The sequence below is a fragment of the Buttiauxella sp. 3AFRM03 genome (assembly GCF_003675305.1).
Lineage (GTDB): Bacteria > Pseudomonadota > Gammaproteobacteria > Enterobacterales > Enterobacteriaceae > Buttiauxella > Buttiauxella ferragutiae.
In genome coordinates, this window is the sequence record NZ_CP033076.1 from 1,336,155 (window position 1) to 1,357,808 (window position 21,654).

Annotated in this window: 22 protein-coding genes; 6 read left to right on the plus strand and 16 right to left on the minus strand. The window is 50.7% G+C overall.

Features of this window, described 5'->3' with window-relative positions:
• The first annotated feature begins 93 nt into the window (after positions 1-93).
• Positions 94-825 (plus strand): arginine ABC transporter substrate-binding protein ArtJ, encoded by a 732-nt coding sequence (artJ, locus tag D8682_RS07835; protein ID WP_064548310.1) that lies wholly within the window; start codon positions 94-96, stop codon positions 823-825.
• A gap of 563 nt (positions 826-1,388) precedes the next feature.
• Here the strand turns inward: artJ and rlmC are convergent.
• The 13 genes from rlmC to D8682_RS07900 form a co-directional block, all read right to left on the minus strand.
• Entirely contained in the window at positions 1,389-2,516 is a 1,128-nt protein-coding gene (gene rlmC, locus D8682_RS07840) for a 23S rRNA (uracil(747)-C(5))-methyltransferase RlmC (protein ID WP_064548325.1), read from the minus strand.
• 45 nt (positions 2,517-2,561) lie between these two features.
• A complete protein-coding gene (locus tag D8682_RS07845; protein ID WP_269811517.1) occupies positions 2,562-2,996 on the minus strand; it encodes a YbjO family protein in 435 nt (144 codons plus the stop codon).
• Between the two features lie 111 nt (positions 2,997-3,107).
• Positions 3,108-3,953 carry a putrescine ABC transporter permease PotI gene (gene potI / locus D8682_RS07850; RefSeq protein WP_121813971.1) on the minus strand — a complete coding sequence of 282 codons (846 nt, stop codon included), beginning with the start codon at positions 3,951-3,953 and terminating at the stop codon, positions 3,108-3,110.
• Positions 3,950-4,903, minus strand: coding sequence for a putrescine ABC transporter permease PotH (gene potH / locus D8682_RS07855; protein ID WP_121813972.1), 954 nt, complete (start codon positions 4,901-4,903; stop codon positions 3,950-3,952). The genes potI and potH overlap by 4 nt, the downstream gene beginning before the upstream one ends.
• Positions 4,904-4,912: 9 nt before the next feature.
• Positions 4,913-6,046, minus strand: a complete 1,134-nt coding sequence (potG, locus tag D8682_RS07860) for a putrescine ABC transporter ATP-binding subunit PotG (RefSeq protein WP_162302998.1) — start codon at positions 6,044-6,046, stop codon at positions 4,913-4,915.
• 113 nt (positions 6,047-6,159) lie between these two features.
• A complete protein-coding gene (gene potF / locus D8682_RS07865) occupies positions 6,160-7,272 on the minus strand; it encodes a spermidine/putrescine ABC transporter substrate-binding protein PotF (protein WP_121813973.1) in 1,113 nt (370 codons plus the stop codon).
• A 380-nt stretch (positions 7,273-7,652) separates the two neighbouring features.
• Positions 7,653-8,132, minus strand: a complete 480-nt coding sequence (locus D8682_RS07870; protein WP_064548332.1) for a YbjN domain-containing protein — start codon at positions 8,130-8,132, stop codon at positions 7,653-7,655.
• Positions 8,133-8,262: 130 nt separating this feature from the next.
• Positions 8,263-9,165, minus strand: coding sequence for a 30S ribosomal protein S6--L-glutamate ligase (gene rimK / locus D8682_RS07875; protein ID WP_064548418.1), 903 nt, complete (start codon positions 9,163-9,165; stop codon positions 8,263-8,265).
• A 64-nt stretch (positions 9,166-9,229) separates the two neighbouring features.
• Positions 9,230-10,147: a LysR family transcriptional regulator gene (locus tag D8682_RS07880; protein ID WP_064548335.1), complete on the minus strand. Its 918-nt coding sequence runs from the start codon at positions 10,145-10,147 to the stop codon at positions 9,230-9,232.
• 68 nt (positions 10,148-10,215) lie between these two features.
• Entirely contained in the window at positions 10,216-11,472 is a 1,257-nt protein-coding gene (locus D8682_RS07885; RefSeq protein WP_121815663.1) for a nucleoside permease, read from the minus strand.
• 43 nt (positions 11,473-11,515) lie between these two features.
• Complete coding sequence (gene xapA, locus D8682_RS07890) at positions 11,516-12,349, minus strand: xanthosine phosphorylase (RefSeq protein WP_064548339.1); 834 nt, start codon at positions 12,347-12,349, stop codon at positions 11,516-11,518.
• Between the two features lie 154 nt (positions 12,350-12,503).
• Positions 12,504-13,226 carry an oxygen-insensitive NADPH nitroreductase gene (nfsA, locus tag D8682_RS07895; protein WP_064548341.1) on the minus strand — a complete coding sequence of 241 codons (723 nt, stop codon included), beginning with the start codon at positions 13,224-13,226 and terminating at the stop codon, positions 12,504-12,506.
• On the minus strand, positions 13,210-13,509 hold the full coding sequence (locus tag D8682_RS07900; protein ID WP_064548343.1) for a YbjC family protein: 300 nt from the start codon (positions 13,507-13,509) through the stop codon (positions 13,210-13,212). Before D8682_RS07900 ends, nfsA begins: the two co-directional genes overlap by 17 nt.
• Before the next feature lie 181 nt (positions 13,510-13,690).
• Between D8682_RS07900 and D8682_RS07905 the strand changes: the two genes are divergently transcribed.
• Complete coding sequence (locus D8682_RS07905; protein ID WP_034456459.1) at positions 13,691-13,963, plus strand: GrxA family glutaredoxin; 273 nt, start codon at positions 13,691-13,693, stop codon at positions 13,961-13,963.
• A gap of 48 nt (positions 13,964-14,011) precedes the next feature.
• Here the strand turns inward: D8682_RS07905 and D8682_RS07910 are convergent, their stop codons facing one another.
• Entirely contained in the window at positions 14,012-14,377 is a 366-nt protein-coding gene (locus D8682_RS07910; protein WP_064548345.1) for an inner membrane protein YbjM, read from the minus strand.
• A 357-nt stretch (positions 14,378-14,734) separates the two neighbouring features.
• On the opposite strand from D8682_RS07910, the gene D8682_RS07915 reads away from it, so the two are divergent.
• Together D8682_RS07915 and D8682_RS07920 are read left to right on the plus strand one after the other, a co-directional pair.
• Positions 14,735-16,417, plus strand: a complete 1,683-nt coding sequence (locus tag D8682_RS07915) for an aspartate:alanine antiporter (protein WP_064548347.1) — start codon at positions 14,735-14,737, stop codon at positions 16,415-16,417.
• A 254-nt stretch (positions 16,418-16,671) separates the two neighbouring features.
• Positions 16,672-17,469, plus strand: a complete 798-nt coding sequence (locus D8682_RS07920; protein ID WP_121813974.1) for an SDR family NAD(P)-dependent oxidoreductase — start codon at positions 16,672-16,674, stop codon at positions 17,467-17,469.
• 70 nt (positions 17,470-17,539) lie between these two features.
• Here the strand turns inward: D8682_RS07920 and D8682_RS07925 are convergent, their stop codons facing one another.
• Together D8682_RS07925 and D8682_RS07930 are read right to left on the minus strand one after the other, a co-directional pair.
• Complete coding sequence (locus D8682_RS07925; RefSeq protein WP_121813975.1) at positions 17,540-18,775, minus strand: MFS transporter; 1,236 nt, start codon at positions 18,773-18,775, stop codon at positions 17,540-17,542.
• A gap of 159 nt (positions 18,776-18,934) precedes the next feature.
• Complete coding sequence (locus D8682_RS07930) at positions 18,935-19,480, minus strand: TetR/AcrR family transcriptional regulator (protein ID WP_064548353.1); 546 nt, start codon at positions 19,478-19,480, stop codon at positions 18,935-18,937.
• Positions 19,481-19,586: 106 nt separating this feature from the next.
• On the opposite strand from D8682_RS07930, the gene D8682_RS07935 reads away from it, so the two are divergent.
• Both D8682_RS07935 and D8682_RS07940 read left to right on the plus strand, forming a co-directional pair.
• Positions 19,587-20,810 (plus strand): MFS transporter, encoded by a 1,224-nt coding sequence (locus tag D8682_RS07935; protein ID WP_121813976.1) that lies wholly within the window; start codon positions 19,587-19,589, stop codon positions 20,808-20,810.
• A complete protein-coding gene (locus D8682_RS07940) occupies positions 20,807-21,622 on the plus strand; it encodes a Cof-type HAD-IIB family hydrolase (RefSeq protein WP_064548358.1) in 816 nt (271 codons plus the stop codon). The genes D8682_RS07935 and D8682_RS07940 overlap by 4 nt, the downstream gene beginning before the upstream one ends.
• The last annotated feature ends 32 nt before the right edge of the window (positions 21,623-21,654 follow it).

Consider the following 21,654-nt stretch of genomic DNA (forward strand, 5'->3'; position numbering starts at 1 on the left):
GTTTTATTTGCATATAAATTCATTTACTGGCATGATTTTTTGACACTGGGAAACGGTGAAAACAATAAAACACGACAGACGGGAGCAACACACATGAAGAAGTTTATTTTGGCCGCTATGTTCGCTACAGCCGCATTTAGCGTGGCCGCAGCAGATAAAATCAACTTTGGCTCTTCGGCCACTTATCCGCCATTTGAATCGCTTGATGCCAACAATCAGATTGTCGGTTTTGATATCGATTTGGCGAAAGCTTTATGCAAACAAATGCAGACTGAATGCACATTCACAAACCACGCGTTTGACAGCCTGATCCCGTCGCTTAAATTCCGCAAATATGACGCGGTGATTTCAGGCATGGACATTACGCCTGAGCGTAGCAAACAAGTTTCCTTCACCACGCCGTACTACGCCAACTCGGCGGTTGTGATTGCCAAAAAAGGTGCGTTTAAATCTTTTGACGAACTGAAAGGCAAACGTATCGGGATGGAAAATGGCACCACACACCAGAAATATCTCCAGGAAAAACATCCTGAAATTAAAACGGTTTCTTACGATAGCTACCAGAATGCGATTATCGACCTGAAGAATGGCCGTATTGATGGGGTGTTTGGTGACACAGCAGTGGTAAATGAGTGGCTAAAAACTAACCCACAGCTAGGCACCGTCGGTGAGCATGTGACCGATGCAGAATACTTCGGAACTGGGCTGGGTATTGCGGTGCGTCCGGATAACCAGGCGCTGTTAACTAAACTGAATACGGCACTGGCGGCAATTAAAGCTGACGGGACGTATCAGAAGATTAGTGAGCAGTGGTTCCCGCAGTAATTATTGCCCTCACCCTGCCCTCTCCCACAGGAGCTGTCTCTTATACACAACTTTGAGGGACGGTTCCTGCCAAGCCGGAGAAGGTTCCGTTCACCAGGCGACAGCGTGTTTATGTCGCGACTGAACCGGTGAACGTCTTAGGGTGGCCACCGTCGCCACCCTAAGAACCCGGACTCCCGGCAAATAAATCGCCGCAAGCGGTAAACCTCCATTTTGCCTCCGTGTCAGGGTCGGTTGCGATTCGTTCCCGACGATCGCGCCCTCCAGCCGTTCCCGACGGCTGGACCCTGCCACCTGGAGTCAAAATGGAGGCGATTTAAGCCGGACCCGAAAGTCAAAGTCAAAAGACAGAGCGGTTTTGACCTTGTTCCCAGCTTCAGTCGCACCGTTTGCGGGAATTACAGAGATAACTGAACGCACGGGTGAACGGAAAACCTGAGAGGCTAACAGATCTTACCCTGACAAAATTGCCAGGGTGAGTTGTGTATAAGAGACATCCCACCGGAGAGGGAGAAACCAGACAGTCCCCTCTCCCTGGGGAGAGGGTTAGGGTGAGGGGAAAACTACCCGCGCACCAACAGCGCCAACACCTCGTAATGTGCGGTGTGCGGGAACATATCGAACAATTGCACGCGTTCTACCCGATATCCCGCCAGCGACGCTATATCCCGCGCCATCGTCTGCGCATTGCAGCTTGAATAGATAATGTATTGCGGGGCCATGTTATTAAGGAAATAACACAACGCCTGGCCAATGCCACGCCGTGGCGGATTCACTAATACCAGGTCAGGAACATCTTGCTGTTCAGTGGCAAATTTCGTTGAATCCAGCGCCTGGAAGTGAATATCGGTTAATCCTAGTTTTTCCGCCGACTGACGTGCACAGGCAATAGCCTCAGGGGAAATTTCAATTCCGGTCAGTTTCATCTCCGGCGTTGCGCAATGCAGGCCAAACCCACCTACCCCGCAGAACAAATCCCACATATGTTTGACTGGCAACCCGTGTACCCATTCGCGTGCCGTGGCATACAAAGATGCCGCGACCGTCGGGTTGGTCTGGAAGAAACTTTGCGGGCGGATATACAGTGGCACACCGTTAAACTGCTCTTCCAGTGCCTGCTGTTCGGTTAACGGGATTTCCTGCTCGCCTTCCATAATCGCCATATGCACTGGCTGAATATTGGCGGAGATAACCTTTAATTGTGGGAGCTGTTGTTGCAACCAGGGTAATGCGGCGCGTAACTGTTCTAGTTTGGCATCGCTTCGCAGCACAAAACGCAGCATCATGCCACCGTCTAGCTGGCTTTCAGTGATAAGCAGATATTTCAGTTCACCGCGTTTACGCGCCACGTTATACGGCGTCAGCCCCGCACGCGCGATAAACGGTTTAAGTGCGGTAAACACAGCCTGGAATGAAGCCGGATAAAGCGGGCATTCGGTCAAGTCTTCAGGTGTACCGTCGCGATGGAGCATTCCCAGCAACGGTTTTTCTACGCTACCGCTGACCACCATTTTGGCTTTATTGCGGAATGCGTGCTCAGGGCCGCTGACTGGTGCACACCACTTTTTCACCGCAATACCCTCCAGCAATTGCTGAAGCTCATTCATTTTGGCGGTGAGTTGCTCGGAAATCGGCTGTTCTATCCACGTACAAGAACGGCAACGATTAGCCTGATATAGCGCGCAGTACATAATTAAGCCCTAAAGAATTTGGACGCAGATTGTAACACTACGCAGTCATTGAAGTTTGAAAAAAAGCCGACTTCGCGAAGGGATAAATAACAAGAATAGCACCAAAATGTCGGGCAGTTTTTGCGTCATGAGTGAACGTAAAATCTCTCGTTTTGACTCACCTGGAATGCTAAACAACTCGGGATAGCCCCAACCGAGTGACGCCGCCCATAAATAGCTAACGGAAATAACCTGTGTGGCAAGAAATACCCAGCGTCCCCAATTACGCCCTTTCATAATGACAAATGCACAGCGTAATTCGACACACAGCATCACCAGGCTGGCGAGGAAAATCAGCGTCAGGCTCCAGGTTTGCACGCTGCGGTGAATAAAATCAAGCGCGCCACTGACCCCGAGCAAGTTGAAAACCAACATCAGATCGAGGATGCGTGTCGTTAGAATAGCAATGGCCGCCACCAGCACTAATGTGGGAGCGTTCAATTTTGCCTGTGTTTGAGTTCGTTTCCTGAAAATTTCCGCAAACCTCGTGTTCCATACGATACAGTGCCGCGTCTTCCGCGGCACTGTGGGTTTTATCAGATTTTAAGACTTTCAGCTACGCCTTGCACGTTGGATGTCGCGCAGACGCTGCTTTTCTGCTCGCGACATCAGCCACCAGGCGATTAACCCAATAAAACCAACAACGCCCAAAATGATGGATGCCAGCGCGTTGATTTCCGGGTTAACCCCCATTCTGACGCTTGAGAATACCAGCATCGGCAAGGTTGTCGCACCTGGGCCGGAAACAAAGCTCGCAATCACCAAATCATCAAGCGATAAGGTAAATGCCAACAGCCAGCCAGAAACAATCGCCGGAGCGATCATCGGAACGGTGATCACGAAGAAAACCTTCAGCGGTGTCGCGCCCAGGTCCATGGCAGCTTCTTCAATTGAGTGGTCCAGTTCCCGCAAACGGGAACTAATTACCACAGAAACATAGGCGGTACAGAACGTGACGTGTGCCAACCAAATAGTCAGCATGCCGCGGTCATTCGGCCAGCCAATGGCGTGCCCTAATGCCACAAACAGCAACAACAATGAAAGGCCGGTGATGACGTCCGGCATAACCAGCGGCGCGGTGAGCATAAAGGCAAAGCCCGTGGAGCCACGAAACTTGCCAAAGCGCACCATCACCACTGCGGCGATAGTCCCAAGGATCACCGCCGCCGTAGCGGCTGCGGCTGCAATGGTCAGGCTCAGCCCCACGGCACTCATCATTGCTGAGTCATGGAACAGCTCGACATACCAGCGCGTCGACCATCCCGCCCAGACCGTTACCAGCCTGGAGCTGTTAAAGGAGTACACCACCAGCATTAACATTGGCGCGTAGAGGAAGGTGAAGCCGATCACCAAAATCAAAATGCGCCACGGTGAACGCACTACCGGTAAGTTGTTCATGCGTGGTCCCCCGCAGTTTTGTTCTGGTATTTGTGGAACCACATAATCGGCACAATCAGCAAGATAAGCATGGTTATCGCCACCGCTGATGCCACCGGCCAGTCGCGGTTATTAAAGAATTCTTGCCACAATACGCGGCCAATCATAATGCTATCAGGCCCGCCAAGCAGTTCAGGGATAACAAACTCGCCCACTGCCGGGATAAACACCAGCATCGAACCGGCAATAATGCCGCCTTTAGTCAGCGGCACGATTACGCTAAAGAAGGTTTTCAGCGGACGCGCGCCCAAATCTAAGGAGGCTTCAACGAGCGAGTAATCTAGCCGCGTCAGTGCGGTGTAAATCGGCAGCACCATAAATGGCAAGTAGGCATAAACGATACCGATATACACCGCAAGATTGGTATGCAGAATCACCAACGGTTGGTCGATAACGCCCAGCCACATCAATACGTTATTGAGCACGCCGTTATTTTTCAGGATCCCCATCCACGCATACACGCGGATCAAGAACGATGTCCACGATGGCAAAATGACCAACAACAACAGAATATTACGCGTCGATGATTTGCTGTGCGCCACCGCCCATGCCAATGGGTAACCTAACAGCAGACAGAAAATGGTGGACACCCCAGCCACTTGCAACGACTGTAAATAGGCTTCCGCATATAGCGGATCATCGGTTAACTGGAGATAGTTCGCCAGATTCAGCGCGAAGGTAATCTGATCGTCAGCCCAGGTGATCAAATCGGTATACGGCGGAATCGAACGCGCTATTTCAGCAAAGCTTATCTTGAAGACAATCAAGAATGGTAGCATGAATAGCAGAATCAGCCACAAATACGGTAATGCAATCACCAGTTTGCGGCCATGGCGCATTTGCATTTTAGCCAGCCACAATTTGAAACCGCTTACCGGTGGCTCAGCCGGGCGTTCAGTCATCGTGCTCATTTCGCCCCCTTAAACTGTCAGAACCACACAACTTTCAGCATCCCAACACAGACGCACTTCGTCGCCCCATGTTGGCATTCCTTTACGACTACGATGTTCGTTCTGCAACTGTGCACTGATCATCTGGCCGCTTTTCAGGCGAACATGATAAATAGACAGGTCGCCAAGATAGGCGATATGCACTACTTCGCCGACTGCAAAGTTGTAGCCGTCAGCAGGAGGTTCTTCACACAACATCACTTTTTCCGGACGCAACGCGACATACACCGGCACGCCATCGACCACGGAAATATCAGCATCAACTTTGAGTGGATGGACAAGCCCTGGGCTGTCAATCACCAGCCCGTCTTCCTGGCGTTCTTTCAGCAAGCCTTCAAAGACATTCACCGAGCCGATAAATTCAGCGCTGTAGCGTGTCGTCGGATATTCGTACACTTCTTCCGGTTCACCGATTTGCTCGAATTTACCGCGATTCATGATGGCGATACGCCCCGCCATGGTCATCGCTTCTTCCTGGTCATGTGTCACCATCACGCAAGTTGCGCCGACACGCTCAAGAATATCGACCACTTCAAGCTGCATGCGGTCGCGTAATTTCTTATCCAGCGCGCCCATTGGCTCATCAAGCAGTAACAGTTTTGGCCGTTTCGCCAGGCTCCTGGCCAACGCGACACGCTGGCGTTGCCCACCAGAAAGCTGATGCGGTTTACGTTTGGCAAACTCTTGCATATGCACCAGCGTCAGCATTTCCTGCACCCGCTGCGTAATTTCATTTTTCGGCAACTTGTCTTGCTTGAGGCCAAACGCAATGTTCTGCTCCACCGTCATATGCGGGAAAAGCGCATACGACTGGAACATCATATTGATCGGGCGCTGGTACGGCGGCACATGCGACAGATCGACGCCATCAAGCACGATCTGCCCTGCACTCGGTTGCTCAAAGCCTGCCAACATGCGTAAAAGTGTTGATTTACCGCAGCCGGACGGCCCGAGCAGCGCAAAAATTTCGCCTTTATAAATAGTGAGATTCACATCATCAACGGCGTGTTGCCCGTCGAAGGATTTTGTGAGGTTGCGTACTTCAAGCAGCGGGGTGAGCGCTTTGCGAGTTTTCGCGTGTGGACGAGGAGTTGCGTCGTTCAATATGTTGCTCTCCGGCAATTCTTTCGAGATGTTGTAGGGTGGATAAGCGACAGCGCCATCCACCTTTTGTCGGTTGACGCTGCGCTTAACCGACCTACAACTAAAAAATAGGTCTATTTCCCAGTTTTAACTTTAGTCCACGCCCGGGTAATCACGCGGTCCACTTTTGGCGATTGCACCCCCTGGGTGAACAACTTGGCACGCACGTCAGTCGGTGGATAAATTCCTGGGTTATCACGGATCTCTGCATTCAACAGCGGAGTAGACTCTTTATTCGCGTTAGCGTAATAAACGTGATTACTGATATTCGCTACCACATCCGGGCGCATCAGGTAATTCAGGAACTGGTACGCTTCGTCTTTATTTTTCGCGTCATTAGTCATAGCGAACATATCGAAGTACACCATCGCGCCTTCTTTAGGAATGGTATAAGCAATATTCACGCCATTTTTTGCTTCTTTGGCACGGTTAGCTGCCTGCAGAATATCGCCAGACCAACCAATCGCGACGCAAATATCACCGTTGGCTAAATCGTTGATGTATTGGGAAGAGTGGAAGTAACGAATTGACGGACGTAATTTCAACAGCAAATCATTCGCCGCACCGGTGTAATCTTTTGGATCGGTGCTGTTAGGATCTTTGCCCAGATAGTGCAGCACGCTAGCATAAACCTCACTTGGCGCATCAAGGAACGAAACACCACAGCTTTTCAGCTTCTCAAGGTTTTCTGGTTTCAGAATAAGATCCCAGCTATCAACTGGCGCGTCTTTACCTAACACCGCTTTAACTTTTTCGACGTTATAACCAATACCGGTAGTGACCATCATGTACGGAATACCGTATTTATTGTCGTGGTCATTATGCGCCACCAACTTAAGCATTTCCGGATCGAGGTTTTTGTAGTTCGGCAGTTTGCTCTTATCAAGTGGCTGGAAAATACCGGCCTGAGCCTGTCGCTCAAGGAATTGCGAAGAAGGCACGACGAGATCGTAACCTGTGCTGCCCGCCATCAACTTCCCTTCCAGAACCTCATTGGAGTCGAAGACGTCGTACACCACTTTAATACCGGTTTCTTTGGTGAAGTTTGCCAACGTATCTGGAGCGATATAATCAGACCAGTTATAAACGTGCAGCGTCTTCTGTTCAGCGGCAAACGCGGTGGCAGACACGGTCATCAACAAACCCGCCACCATACCCGATAGCAATTTTTTACGTTGGGCGAACATAGTCTATTCCTTCTGAATAAAGGGCAATTCTCGCTTTCGCGAGCATAATTTACGCAATCAAGCTTTTACGCATTTTTTCTCGCCGTTGGGACATGCAAGAATCATGCATCTCTATTCAAACTGCCGTGAAAAAAGGCTGACGCCTTCCCAGCAGACATTGCACGCTTTAAGCGCTCCGCAAGAATAACTGTAGCCAGACTTAGTGACTATAGCCCAGTCAGAAAAGTGACTTTTATCAATTTTTTAACCATAAAACATCTATGGTATGGCCCCAAATTGGCCATAGTGGCGAGAGTCATGCTGGTTGTGGTTAATAAAGCAGAATAAAAATATGTGGAGAGCAGCGGACATGGCAGCCGCTGCGGTCAGGAAAGGAACGATTAGTGCAGGAAATGGGTTTGAATAACGGTGCTGTCTTGCTCTTCTTCGTCGGAAATAAAGAGCAACTGGTTCGCGCAAGCTTCCAGAATTACCATCGAGATTTGCTCTTCACTCTGTTTTACAAAGGCAGCAAACTGCTCGCGAGTAATTCCAACTTCGGCCTGTAACGACTGGCAAACCACGAGTTTAGGTAAATTGTCGTCCTGGATATCCAAAAAGGCTTTCACCGTCAGCGAACTGGCGTTAATAGACGAGAGATCGGATGCCAGGGGCAGCAACGCAGAGGGTTTTACCTCAGCCAGGGCTGAAAACAAGATGATATTATCGACCAGATCGATTTTCGCATCGTAGACACCATCAAAATTCTGCATGTGTGGCAGATGGAGCGCCTGGCAGGTATCGCACTCGAAAATGGTCACGCCGATTTCATCGAGCCAGCGGCGTAAGATGTCCAGAGTAGGGACAACGAGTGAATCCATAAATGCCGTAGCCTCTTTTAAAGGGGGGTAATTTAGAGCCTGACTAAACAGGCTCGAAGTCGCGCCATAGCTTACGCAAAAACAGCGCTTCATACTATGATTATGCGCCCATGGGTGCCGATGCTGGAATTTAGCCACCCGTTTTCAGGCAATAACCGGGTTGCGCTTGTTGCTCAATCCACTTGATCATTAAGGTCGCAATATCGATACCGCTGGTCTTTTCAATACCTTCAAGACCCGGTGACGCATTCACTTCCATCACCAGCGGGCCGCGTTTGGCACGTAAAATATCGACACCAGCCACATCCAACCCCAAAGTTGCAGCAGCATGCAGGGCAATTTCGCGTTCACGCTCTGTAATAGTAACCTGATGCGCAACACCCCCACGGTGCAAATTGGAGCGGAAATCCCCTGGTTTTGCCTGGCGTTCGATAGCTGCCACTACTTTGTTGCCGACCACCAGACAGCGAATATCCCTGCCCTTGGCTTCTTTTATGTACTCTTGCACCAGAATGTGAGCATTCAGACCGCGAAATGCGTCGATCACACTTTCGGCCGCTTGCCGCGTTTCCGCAAGCACCACGCCAATTCCTTGCGTCCCTTCCACCAGCTTCACCACCAGCGGCGCACCACCAACCATGTCGATTAAATCACTGGTGTCATCTGGCGAGTGGGCAAAACCTGTCACCGGTAAATCAATCCCCTGACGTGCCATCAACTGTAACGATCGCAGTTTGTCACGTGCACGAGTGATCGCCACCGATTCATTGAGCGGATAACTGCCCAACATTTCAAACTGGCGTAACACGGCGGTGCCGTAGAACGTAATAGCAGAACCGATACGCGGGATCACCGCATCATAATGAGGAAGCTGACGTCCCTTATAGTGCACTGAGGGGGCCGCCGGATTGATGTTCATGTAGCAAGAAAGGGGATCGATGATTTCGACGACGTGACCACGGCGAGAGGCCGCCTCACGTAGACGTTTGCAAGAATAAAGCGTTCCATCCCGGGATAAAATGGCGATTTTCACCCTGTACCTCAGCGTTTCCAGTCCAATAATGAAAGCGGGGTTATCATAGCACTGCCATGACATTTCAACGAATGGGCAATGTGCCTGGCGATTGTTTTAATACGTCAATTAAATGGCGCGTCGTGGAAGCCAGATGATGCGGATCGTACACCACGTAAAGATCGGCGGGGATCGCCTGAGCCAGTGGGCGGAAAGTGACACCCGGCCAGTTCATTTGCGCATAGCTGTCGGCCATGATGGTCAACCCCATTCCAATACTGACAAGCGCCAGTACGGTTTGCGGTTCCACCGCTTCCCTGACCACATGTGGGACAAACCCAGCCTCGCGGCAAACACCCTGCAAAAAAGTCCAGTCAGAATGCACTGCCGTCATGGTGACAAAGGCTTCACGGCGCAATTGTTCAATATTAATGGCGGATTGTTTTGCCAGAGGATGCTTTTCTGGCAACGCGACCAAAAACGTAGCGTCGTGAAGTTTTTCGCTGCGTAAACCCGGAGGCGGATTGGTTTCCATGCGCCAGATTCCGGCGTCAATGTCGTGACGGTCAATCAAAGCAAGCTGGTCACCTGGTGACTTTTCACGGAACAAAATATCGATAGCGGGATAATCGGCGATAAATTGCTGTAACCCCAGACGCAGACCACCCCAAATAGCCGTACCGACAATGCCCAGATGAATTCGCCCACCTTCCCCACGGCCGATTTGTTCCACGCGAGCCAGGGCCTGGTTTGCGCTATCGAGCAGCAGCCGGGTTTCTTCCAGCAACACTTCACCGGCATACGTCAAGGCGACGCTACGGGAATGGCGTATAAACAGAACGGTGCCGAGCTGGGATTCTAATTCTTTGATATGGAAGCTTAGCGGCGGTTGCGACATGTTGAGCCGCGCGGCAGCTTTTCCAAAATGCAGCTCTTCCGCTACCGCCTGAAAATAGCGCAGTAGTTTTAAATCGGTACGATATGTTCGCTGTGAAGTACTCATGAGGCTCCCTATGCTCTGGCAGCCCCATAAGTTATCACTCCTGCCACGCGCTGTAATCCAGCCGACGCTTAATGTGCGAGCGGTGCCGAAGCCTTAAGCGAAGGCGTGTGGCGATACTGGAAACTAAAGTGAAAAATAATCGCCAGCACCAACGCATATCCGGCGAAGACTAGCCAAATGGTCGTCCAGTCTTTCACACCGTCCACGCTGAAGTAATCCACCACGTAGCCGCTAAGAATCGCGCCCATGTATGCGCCAATCCCGTTAACCATCGTCATGAACAGCCCTTGAGCACTGGCGCGAATGCGCGAATCCACTTCTTGTTCCACAAAGACCGAACCGGAAATATTGAAGAAATCGAAGGCACAACCGTATACCACCATCGAGAGCAGCAGTAACACAAAGCCAAACGCTGATGGGTCGCCCCAGGCAAAAAGTGCAAAGCGCAACACCCATGCCACCATACTCATCAGCATCACTTGTTTGATACCAAAACGGCGCAGAAAGAAGGGGATGGTGAGGATAAACGCCACTTCGGACATTTGAGATACAGACAGCAGAATCGATGGATATTGCACTACGAAGCTATTGGCAAATTCAGGCTGGCGAGCAAAATCATGCAGGAACGGATTGCCAAAAGTATTGGTTATTTGCAAAACCGCACCTAACAACATGGCAAATAGGAAGAAAACGGCCATGCGCGGGTTTTTGAACAACACAAACGCATCTAACCCCAGGCGGCTCACCCACGTGCGAGATACGCCGCCCTTTACTACTGGAATAGTTGGCAAAGTCAGTGAATACAAAGCCAGCGCCAGAGAAGCGCCCGCAGCAATATATAACTGGAGATTACTGAGCTCGAAGCGCATCAGGCTGACAGTCCACATCGCGGCAATAAAGCCTATGGTGCCAAATACGCGGATCGGCGGGAAATGGCTGACGGTATCCAGCCCTGCCTTTTCGAGACTGGCATAAGAGATAGTATTCGACAGTGCAATCGTTGGCATAAATGCCATCGCATTACCCAGCATCACCCAAAACATCAGCCCCGGCTGGTTAATGCTGGCCGCCCAGGCCAACATTGCCGCACACACCAGGTGGCAGAGAGCATACACACGATTCGCAGGCAGCCATTTATCGGCAATAATGCCGACAATCCCCGGCATTAACAGTGCAGCAATACCTTTGGTACTGTAGACCATGCCCACATCAGCGCCCCGGAACCCGAGGGTGTTAATCATGTATGAACCCAGCGTGACCAGCCAGGCTCCCCAAATGAAATACTGCAAAAACAACATGATTTTCAAGCGAGGTTTTATCGCCATAGAGTTAATCGCCATGTGTTTTACCCGGTGTGTTGGAATGGCCTCAGGCGAGCTTGCCCAGGAAACCGCAGATCAGATTGATAAAGTTCTGACGCGAAAGTGCTGCCGCCGCCAAAGTCTGCGCGTGGGAAAGCTGTACGCTGCCGAGGCCTTCAGCCAGGTTAGTGATTGCCGAAACCGCCACCACTTTTAGGCCACAATGGCGAGCACTGATCACTTCAGGCACCACTGACATCCCCACCACATCGCCACCGATGATTTGCATCATGCGAATTTCGGCTGCTGTTTCAAAGTTTGGGCCAGGATAGGAAACAAACACCCCTTCAGTGAGTGGGAAGCCCTGCTCTTTAGCCACATGCTGCAAAATGCCACGGTAATCAGCGTCGTAAGCGTTCGCCAGGGAGAAGAAACGCTCACCGAAACGGTCATCGTTAGGGCCAACGGTCGGCGTACCCGGCATGGTATTAATGTGGTCGTTAAGCGCAACCAGTTGACCTGGGCCAACTTCAGGGCGCAGTGAACCCGCCGCGTTAGTCGAGAAGAGGATTTCACAACCGAGCAATTTGAAGGTACGGATCGCATTGGTCATCACAGACATGCCACGTCCTTCGTAAAAGTGACCCCGCCCTTTCATACAAGCGACGGGAACACCGGCGAGAGTACCAACCACTAATTCGCCAGCATGGCCGTGTACCGTACTAACCGGGAATCCAGGCAATTCGTCGTATGGGAATACCACTGGTTGTTCGATTTTCTCAGCCAATTCGCCAAGCCCGGATCCCAGAATGAAAGCCACGCGTGGCACCAGGCCATTAATACGTGAACGGATAATATCTGCGGCGTAAAACGGGGAGTTATCAAGAGTCGTCATCGGCATCGGGTGTTCCTTGTCATCGTGTCGAAATAATCACAGAAAGTGTGGCTAGCTCTGTTATACCGACTCGCGACTACGCACCACCAATACCGTTTAGGCGGGTGATTGATAGTAAAAATGTATTGATTGGCGGTGGCGGGAGCCACCGCTTGATAGTTTAGCGCGTTGCCCAACCCTGCTTATGCAGATAATCGAGAATGAAAGGACGGTTTTCTTTAATGATGGTGCGACGAATGTGGTCACTCCATGTGTCACGGCGAGCATTGCTACCGCGAGAAAGATAGTACTGCGCCATCTCTTCGTCATACTGCGCCAACACCTCGGCGTCGACGGGCTTATAACTATTCTCATGCACTACCATCGCAGCAGGCATACGAGGCTTGATGTCATGATCTTCATCAGGCCAACCCAGACACAAACCAAACAATGGCAGAACATGCTTTGGCAAAGCTAATAGCTCGGTCACCGTTTCGATACTGTTACGAATACCGCCGATATAGACACCGCCTAAACCCAGAGACTCCGCCGCAGTAAAAGCGTTTTGCGCAAGTAGCGCGGTATCCACCACTCCCAGCAGTAATTGCTCTGCCAGACCGAGCTGTGCCTCAGGGCAGATTTGCAAATGGCGGTTAAAGTCGGCGCAAAATATCCAGAATTCTGCGGCTTGAGCCACATGTTTTTGCCCCCCCGTCAGCGCAACAAGCTGTTCACGCAGTGATTTATCGGTAATGCGAATAATCGAACTGCATTGCAAAAAACTAGAACTTGAAGCAGCCTGGGCGCTGGCAATAATGGCTGCACGCTGTTCGTCTGTAATGGGAGCGTCGGTAAAACGACGAATGGAACGGTGTGAACGCAGCAGATCAATGGTCGGCGTCATTGCGTTTATCCTTTGGCTTTTCTGAAAGAGATTTATCGACGGGTGGCTGGCCTTTAGTCAGCAGCGGTGCCACATTTTGCGCCATCGCCCACACCATAAATGCTGCTGCTGGAATCATCAACGCAATGCCGACGAAAACCATGACTATGGCCGCAGTGGCACTGCCTATGGGAGCGGGCAACACGACGTAACCATTCAAGGAAAGATATGAAAGCAGTAAAAAAGCGATACCAATAACTTCAAGGACTAACACCGGTTTCGGCAAAGCACCAAGTGAGCGCATCCGCTTGTCTCCATAGGCAATAATCGATTGAGTATACCCTGGCCGGTAGCAGTTTTGTCCGCGCAATATAGGTGCTGAGTATCAGACTAACAGGCAAGACCTTCTTCCCATTCATCACAGTTAGCGGCATTATAGATGCCATACGCCGCTTCGTTCGGCCATAAAAAATGAAGGAGATACCATGTTTGCAGTAATTTTTGGCCGCCCAGGCTGCCCATATTGCGTTCGTGCTAAAGAGTTGGCTGAGAAACTGACCGCTGAGCGTGACGACTTCAACTTCCGTTATGTTGATATCCATGCAGAAGGCATCAGCAAAGCCGATCTGGAAAAAACTGTCGGTAAACCGGTTGAAACCGTTCCACAGATCTTCCTCGACCAGAAACACATTGGTGGTTGCACTGATTTCGAAGCTTACGCGAAAGAACACCTGAGTTTGTTCCAGAACGCAGAATAAGCCTCAAACTAAAAAAAACGGCTCGGTTTAAGCAACCGAGCCGTTTTTTTATCGCCGCTGACGGCGGAGAAGTCTACGTAAAAACAAGTAGCACAAAGCTCCAAGAGCACACCAAAACACAGCACTAAACATCCAGGCCATTTCTTGCCAGAACGTTCGCGTTGGCGACAACCAAAATTGAATGATTAGCAGACAAAGCGGTGAAGCCAGTACTGCGCCCATCAGCGGTTTGATCACTCTGCCATGGCGGGAAAACACGCTAGCGATAACACCAGGCAGGATAAAAAATAACATTCCCCACTCTGAGTGCTTATCACCCGGGTAGCTGTTGGCGGCCATTAATTTCTGAGAAAGAAACACGCCAACAAACAACACGAAGCAGCAAATGACCCCAAACCAACGTTGTCCACGCATGAACAAACATCCTCCTGACGCTCGCCTATATACCGTCATCCTTCAAGCTGCATGGGTGTTGGCTGCAACTTGAATGCTAACGGGTATAGAACTTAAAATTACAGTTCTGCACGCAGAATCTGCCCGAGTCAGATAAGTTTCAGCAATCCTTGCTAAAAAAATACATCGCGCAATTAGCATAATATTCTTACTAGCCGTTAATCTTTATAAAGATTAAACTACTGGCCATTATCAGGTCTGCGCACTGGATATTTTAATGCAAAGAAAATACATCAAATTGCGTCGTCATTAGTAGAAACCTTAAACCAAAAAACCATCTCTTTCAACAAGTTACTAGTAAACAAGAAGTTAGCCTTCGTGAATATAAACGTCGCAGATTTGTTAAGCGGGAATTACATCCTGTTATTATTTGTTGTTCTGACCCTGGGCTTATGCCTGGGGAAATTACGCCTTGGCTCTATCCAACTGGGTAATTCCATTGGTGTTTTAGTGGTCTCTTTAATACTCGGCCAGCAACATTTTTCGATTAACACTGACGCCCTAAATTTGGGTTTCATGCTGTTCATTTTCTGTGTCGGCGTGGAAGCTGGGCCAAACTTTTTTTCAATTTTCTTCCGCGATGGCAAAAATTATCTGATGTTGGCCCTCGTGATGGTTGGCAGCGCCATGCTGCTGGCATTAGGTTTGGGGAAACTCTTTGGCTGGGATATCGGCCTGACCGCCGGGATGCTTGCAGGTTCGATGACCTCCACGCCGGTGCTGGTTGGTGCAGGTGATACTTTGCGCCATTCGGGTGTTGCCGGAGCCCAGTTAGCCACGTCACTGGATAACCTGAGCCTCGGATACGCCCTGACTTATCTGATAGGCCTGGTTAGCCTGATTGTTGGCGCTCGTTATTTGCCAAAACTTCAGCACCAGGATTTGCAAACCAGCGCGCAGCAAATCGCTCGCGAACGCGGGTTAGATACAGATGCCGCCCGCAAAGTTTATCTGCCTGTTATTCGAGCCTACCGCGTGGGTTCTGAACTGGTTGCCTGGGCTGATGGTAAAAATCTGCGTGAACTTGGTATCTATCGCCAGACCGGTTGCTACATTGAACGTATTCGTCGTAATGGCATTCTGGCAAACCCGGATGGTGACGCAGTACTACAAAAAGGCGATGAAATTTCGCTTGTAGGCTATCCGGATGCGCATTCCCGCCTCGACCCAAGTTTCCGTAACGGTAAAGAAGTTTTCGACCGCGACCTGCTGGACATGCGCATCGTCACCGAAGAAATTGTGGTGAAAAACCACAATGCCGTTGGCCGCCGACTGGCCCAATTAAAGCTGACCGATCATGGCTGCTTCCTCAACCGCGTTATCCGTAGCCAAATTGAAATGCCGATTGACGACAATATCGTGCTCAACAAAGGCGACGTTTTACAGGTCAGCGGTGACGCCCGACGCGTGAAAACCGTGGCAGAACGCATTGGCTTTATCTCAATTCACAGCCAAATTACCGACCTGCTCGCTTTCTGTGCCTTCTTCATTATTGGTTTGATGATCGGCATGATCACCTTCCAGTTCAGCTCCTTTAGCTTCGGCATAGGTAATGCAGCAGGCTTACTGTTCGCAGGAATTATGCTGGGCTTCCTGCGAGCCAACCACCCTACCTTCGGCTACATCCCGCAAGGGGCGCTGAATATGGTGAAAGAATTCGGCTTGATGGTATTTATGGCGGGTGTAGGTTTAAGCGCAGGCAGCGGCATTGGCAACGGTTTAGGTGCGATTGGCGGGCAAATGCTGGTTGCCGGGCTGATCGTCAGCCTTGTTCCGGTAGTGATCTGCTTCTTGTTTGGAGCATACGTTTTACGAATGAACCGCGCATTGCTGTTTGGCGCAATGATGGGGGCACGGACCTGTGCACCGGCAATGGAAATCATTAGCGACACCGCGCGCAGCAACATCCCGGCACTGGGTTACGCCGGAACCTACGCTATCGCTAACGTGTTGTTAACCCTGGCCGGGACGCTTATCGTAATCATATGGCCTGGTTTGTGATCTGTGCCGCAGACAAAGAAAAAAGATTTTTTTAAGACATTGCGAACTTTTTACCTTGGGCAAAGTCTTAATTAGTGCCACTGCTTTTCTTTGATGTCCCCAATTTGTGGAGCCCATCAACCCCGCCTCTTTGGTTCAAGGTTGATGGGTTTTTTATTGCCTGAAATCCGTGACCGCAGACGCCCTCCGCTTGCAACCTATCACTTAGCACCCATACTTTTGAGTCATACTGGTGGGCTAAATGGAGTTGCGCGATGTTAGTTGAAGGCAAAGTAGCGGTGATCTTCGGTGGAAGTGGTGCTATCGGTAGCGCCGTTGCGCATGCTCTGGCACGCGAGGGCGCACAGGTGTATTTGGGTGCACGCAACCAGGATAAATTGAGCAGTGTTGCTGATGAGATTCGCGCAGAGGGTGGAAAGGCCGAAACATTCATCATCGACGTCCTCGACGAGCAGTCCACCAGCGAGCACGTTGCACAGCTTGCACTACAGACTGGTGGTTTTGACGTGGTGATCAACGCGACCGGTTTTGTCCATAATCAAGGCAAAGGAATTGCGGAGTTATCCCTCACAGAATTCAGGCAAGGAATAGACCCGTTCCTGGCAGCACAATTCAACCTATCCAAAGCAGTCATTCCCTATATGGGCGGTGACCGCGCAGGCGTCATCCTCTCGGTGGTCGCACCCGCAGGGCCAATGGCAATTCCAGGCCACCTGGGTCATGTTGTCGGCAGCGCAGGTATGGAAGCCTTCACAAGGGCTCTGGCCTGCGAACTAGCGCCAAAGAATATTCGAGTCATCTGTGTGCGTTCACATGCGCTAGACGGCGCTATTCAGGCGGGTTCCTATACCAGCGAAGTGTTTGCACCAAAGGCACAAGCAGCGGGTTTGACGGTGGAACAGTGGGTGGCGGGTGCTGCGCAAAGCACCATGCTAAAACGTCTGCCAACACTCTCGCAAATTGCCGAGCTCATGGCATTTTTGGCGTCGGATCATGCAGGCGCAATGACGGCAACGGTGGTCAATATGACTGCTGGTACAACTCTCGACTAAAAATAGGCGGTAAAGGTTGGTACTCCCCGCTCTTTACCGCCTGACTAAAACCTGTTGCGACTACCGGGAATTAGCCACTATTTTTAAGATTCAAAGCCGTTCCCTCTCTTCGCCCAGCTAAATGATTCGTGGCGAGTACACAAATCAGCACCACAAACCCACCGCCAGAGCTGAGGTACAGCACCCACGCAGGGTCGAAAATGTCAGCGGCAAAGCCTGCTATTACCGGAAGAATCAAGGTGATAATCAGTTGTACGCGCCAGGCCTTCGCCATCGCCCTGCCGGTGACAGAGGCAGGAAACGATTGCATGATGTTTAGCGTCGCCAGCACATAGACAATGTTGGTGAAGATGTGCGCCATAACTATCAGCAACATAGCCAGCCATTGCTTATCGGTGATCGAAACCAGTGCGTAGCAGCAGATAAACAACGCGAGCGAAATGATCAGTACATTGAGTTTCCCCGAGTGGCGTTGCAGCTGTGCTTCAGACAACAGCAATGGGCCGATAAGCTGCCCTGTACTGCGAGCCAGTAACAACATCAACCCCGAGTCAGTGGATGAGCCGCTAAAGTTTGTCGCCAGTGCCGGTAACAGTGCCATTGCTGGCGCACCGACAAGCGCAATCGCCGGGAGAAAAAGCAGACTTCGGCGTTGTAATTGTGTGAGTCTTCGCCAGCTGAGGTTGCCTATAACCTCACCATTTTCCGGCACACACACTGGCCGAAATGCCCGGTGTGCAGCGAACAGCAGCACGATACCCAGAACAAAACTCAGCGCATCCAGAGCGAGAATAGCCACTGCAGGCAGGTGCCCATAAAGCAAGGTACCAATGCCGATGCCAAGGATGACGTTTGCCGCAAAGATAAAGGTTTCCAGGCCCGATGCAGCGGGGAGTTCCGTGGGTTTAAGGCCGCTTTTTAACGTCTGGCTTAAAACCGGCACCATCATGCCCCCCGCAAAGGCCGCCACCGCCTGGCTTGAAAGCAGCAGGATCAGGTTATCGCTATATAACGACCACACCGGCAGAGACAATCCCAACAGCCCGATGATTTCAGACAAAATCATGACCGGAATAGGTGCCATTTTGGTGAGCAATTTTTCTGCCAGATAACTCCCCGGGAAGCCGGGTGCTAGCGCGAGAATATAGGCAAGCGTCAGTACTGAAGGTTTTGCTTCGAGTGCGAGGAGCTTCCCAAAAACAATGACATAAGTCAGGCCATTCCCGACAGAAGAAAGCAGTAATGCCGCCCCAAGCAGGGCAAACCAGCGGTGCTGGCGAAGCGTACGCAGAATGAGAAAAAACATGTGTTATCCCTTATCAACAAGCACAAAGAAGTCGCCGACGATCTAGTCGGTTTTAAAGCTGTGTTTATCGTTAAGGGGACAACTACATTGGTAAGGGACTCACATTAGGAAACTGCTTCAAACTCTAGCTAACAACAGGCAAAAAATCACCTGCCAAATTTATCCGACAATTTTTGCCAGCATTCTGCTGAGATCTGCCCGGCTCAACGGATGCCGATCCGTCACGTAATGCAGTGTCATCCCTTCGATAAAAGCATCCAGGGTTCGGGCGGTAATCGGGTCAAAGAAGGCTTCCAGCACTTGTTGGCTGCGGCACATCCAGTCCTGCATGATGATTTTTAGCTGTGGATTACGATTGGCGTAAGCATACAGTTGATACATCACCTGCAAGTTATAAGAGGTGGCAATTTTCTCGCCACAGATCATGTCGACAATCGCTTCGCAGGCCTCATTGCGATTACTGGCTTGCGCCAGACGGTTACGGTAATCGTCTGACATCTGGTGGGCAAACTGCGTGAATGCCTCACTGAGCAATGATTCGATACCGTCGAAATAATAGGTCATCGACCCTAACGAAACGCCTGCTGCTTCGGCAATTTTACGGTGTGTGATATGGCTAATACCGTGTTCCACCAGCATATCCAGCGTAGCTTGCACAATTCTTTCACGTCGGTCTGGATCGTTACGGCGCGGGGCTTTGCTCATGATTTATACTCGGTTAAGCCGGACTAAAAAGAGTTTACCAGGCAATGTGTACAAATGTACACATTCTTGCTAGTGTCATTCTCATTCACCGCCAACCGGTATTTCCATGTCTGCCGCTATTAGCCAACGTAAAGCAACCCAACGTCGCACCTGGGCATTGTTTGCCTTCTTCTTCCTGCCTGGTCTTGTTATGGCCTCCTGGGCTACACGTACTCCAGCCATTCGGGACACGCTCAGTGTGTCGACCGCCGGTATGGGTATTGTGCTGTTTGGTCTTTCGGTTGGTTCGATGAGCGGCATTCTCTTTTCCGGCTGGCTGGTTAAGCGTTTTGGTACGCGTAATATTATCCGTAGCGGTATGACGCTAATGGTCACCGGCATGTTGGTGATGGGCGTTGCACTGTTCTTTTCTTCCCCGTGGCTGTTTGCGCTGGGGCTGGCGATTTTAGGTGCAGGTCTTGGTTCATCTGAAGTGGCGATGAACGTAGAAGGCGCCATAGTTGAAGGGCTGCTGAAAAAGACAGTGTTACCGATGATGCACGGTTTTTACAGCCTTGGCACGCTGGTTGGCGCAGGTATTGGCATGAGCCTGACAGCCTTTAACGTCACGGCTTATGGGCATTTGTTGGTGATTGGCATAATCGTGATTACCCCCATTATTATCGCGATTACCGCCATCCCGCATGGTGTAGGCAAAGACAATGCCGACGCGAATTCCGCTGATACCCACGAGCCACACCCTCCTTTTTATAAAGATCTACAACTGATATTGATTGGTACTATTGTGCTGGCGATGGCATTTGCAGAAGGCTCCGCCAATGACTGGTTGCCATTGCTGATGGTCGACGGTCATGGTTTTAGCCCAACGTCTGGTTCAATGATTTATGTCGGCTTTACGCTGGGTATGACCGTGGGCCGTTTCACTGGCGGCTGGTTTATCGACCGCTACAGTCGGGTGACCGTGGTTCGCGCCTGTGCAGTGATGGGGATTTTGGGCATCGGCTTAATCATCTTTGTCGATAATGCCTTTGTCGCTGGCATTTCCGTCATTTTGTGGGGCCTGGGCACCTCGCTCGGCTTCCCGCTCACCATTTCTGCCGCGGGCGATACCGGTCCAGACCCGGCAACTCGCGTCAGTGTCGTTGCCGCTTCTGGCTATATTGCATTCCTTGTGGGGCCGCCGCTATTGGGCTTCCTCGGCGAACATTACGGCCTGCGTCTGGCTATGCTGGTAGTACTGAGTTTGATGGTTGTTGCAGCGCTAGTTGCGAAAGCCGTCGCAAAACCTACAGACCTTGTACCCGAATTAATTCAACGGAGAAATCGATGAGTGTGAAACTAATTGCCGTCGACATGGATGGGACTTTCCTCGACGATAATAAAGAGTACAACCGCGCGCGTTTTGCAGACCTTTATGCACAAATGAAAGAACAAGGGATTCGCTTCGTGGTCGCCAGCGGCAACCAGTATTATCAGCTAATTTCATTTTTCCCGGAAATTGCCCACGAGATTTCGTTCGTAGCCGATAACGGGGGTTGGGTGGTCAGTGAAGAAAAGGACACCTTTAACGGTGAACTGACAAAACAGCAGTTCAACACCGTTATCGACCATCTGCTGACGCTGCCTCACGTAGATATTATCGCTTGTGGTAAGCACCACGGTTATACATTGAATAGCTACGATGATGCGTTCATCCAACTGGCGCGCATGTACTACCATCGCCTTGAATTAGTAGATAATTTCTCAAATCTGGATGATGTATTCTTTAAGTTTGCGCTGAATCTGCCAGACAGTATGTTAGACGACACCATGAGCGCTCTGACAGACATTCTCGACGGTATTATGGTGCCAGTTACCAGCGGCCATGGCTCGATTGACCTGATCATTCCCGGTATTCATAAAGCTAACGGCTTGCGGATCCTGCAGGAAAAATGGGGCATTGCTGACAGCGAAGTCGTGACGTTTGGCGATGGTGGCAATGATATTGAAATGCTGCGTCAGGCCAGGTACGGATTTGCCATGGCCAATGCCCCTGAAAAAATTAAGCAAGTTGCGACTTATCAGGCAGGGCATTGCAATCAGCAAGCGGTGCTGGATGTGATTGAAAAGGTGCTGAAGAAAGAAGCGCCGTTTAACGTGTGATTTTAAGTAAAATGGTGGATGACGCGCTCCTA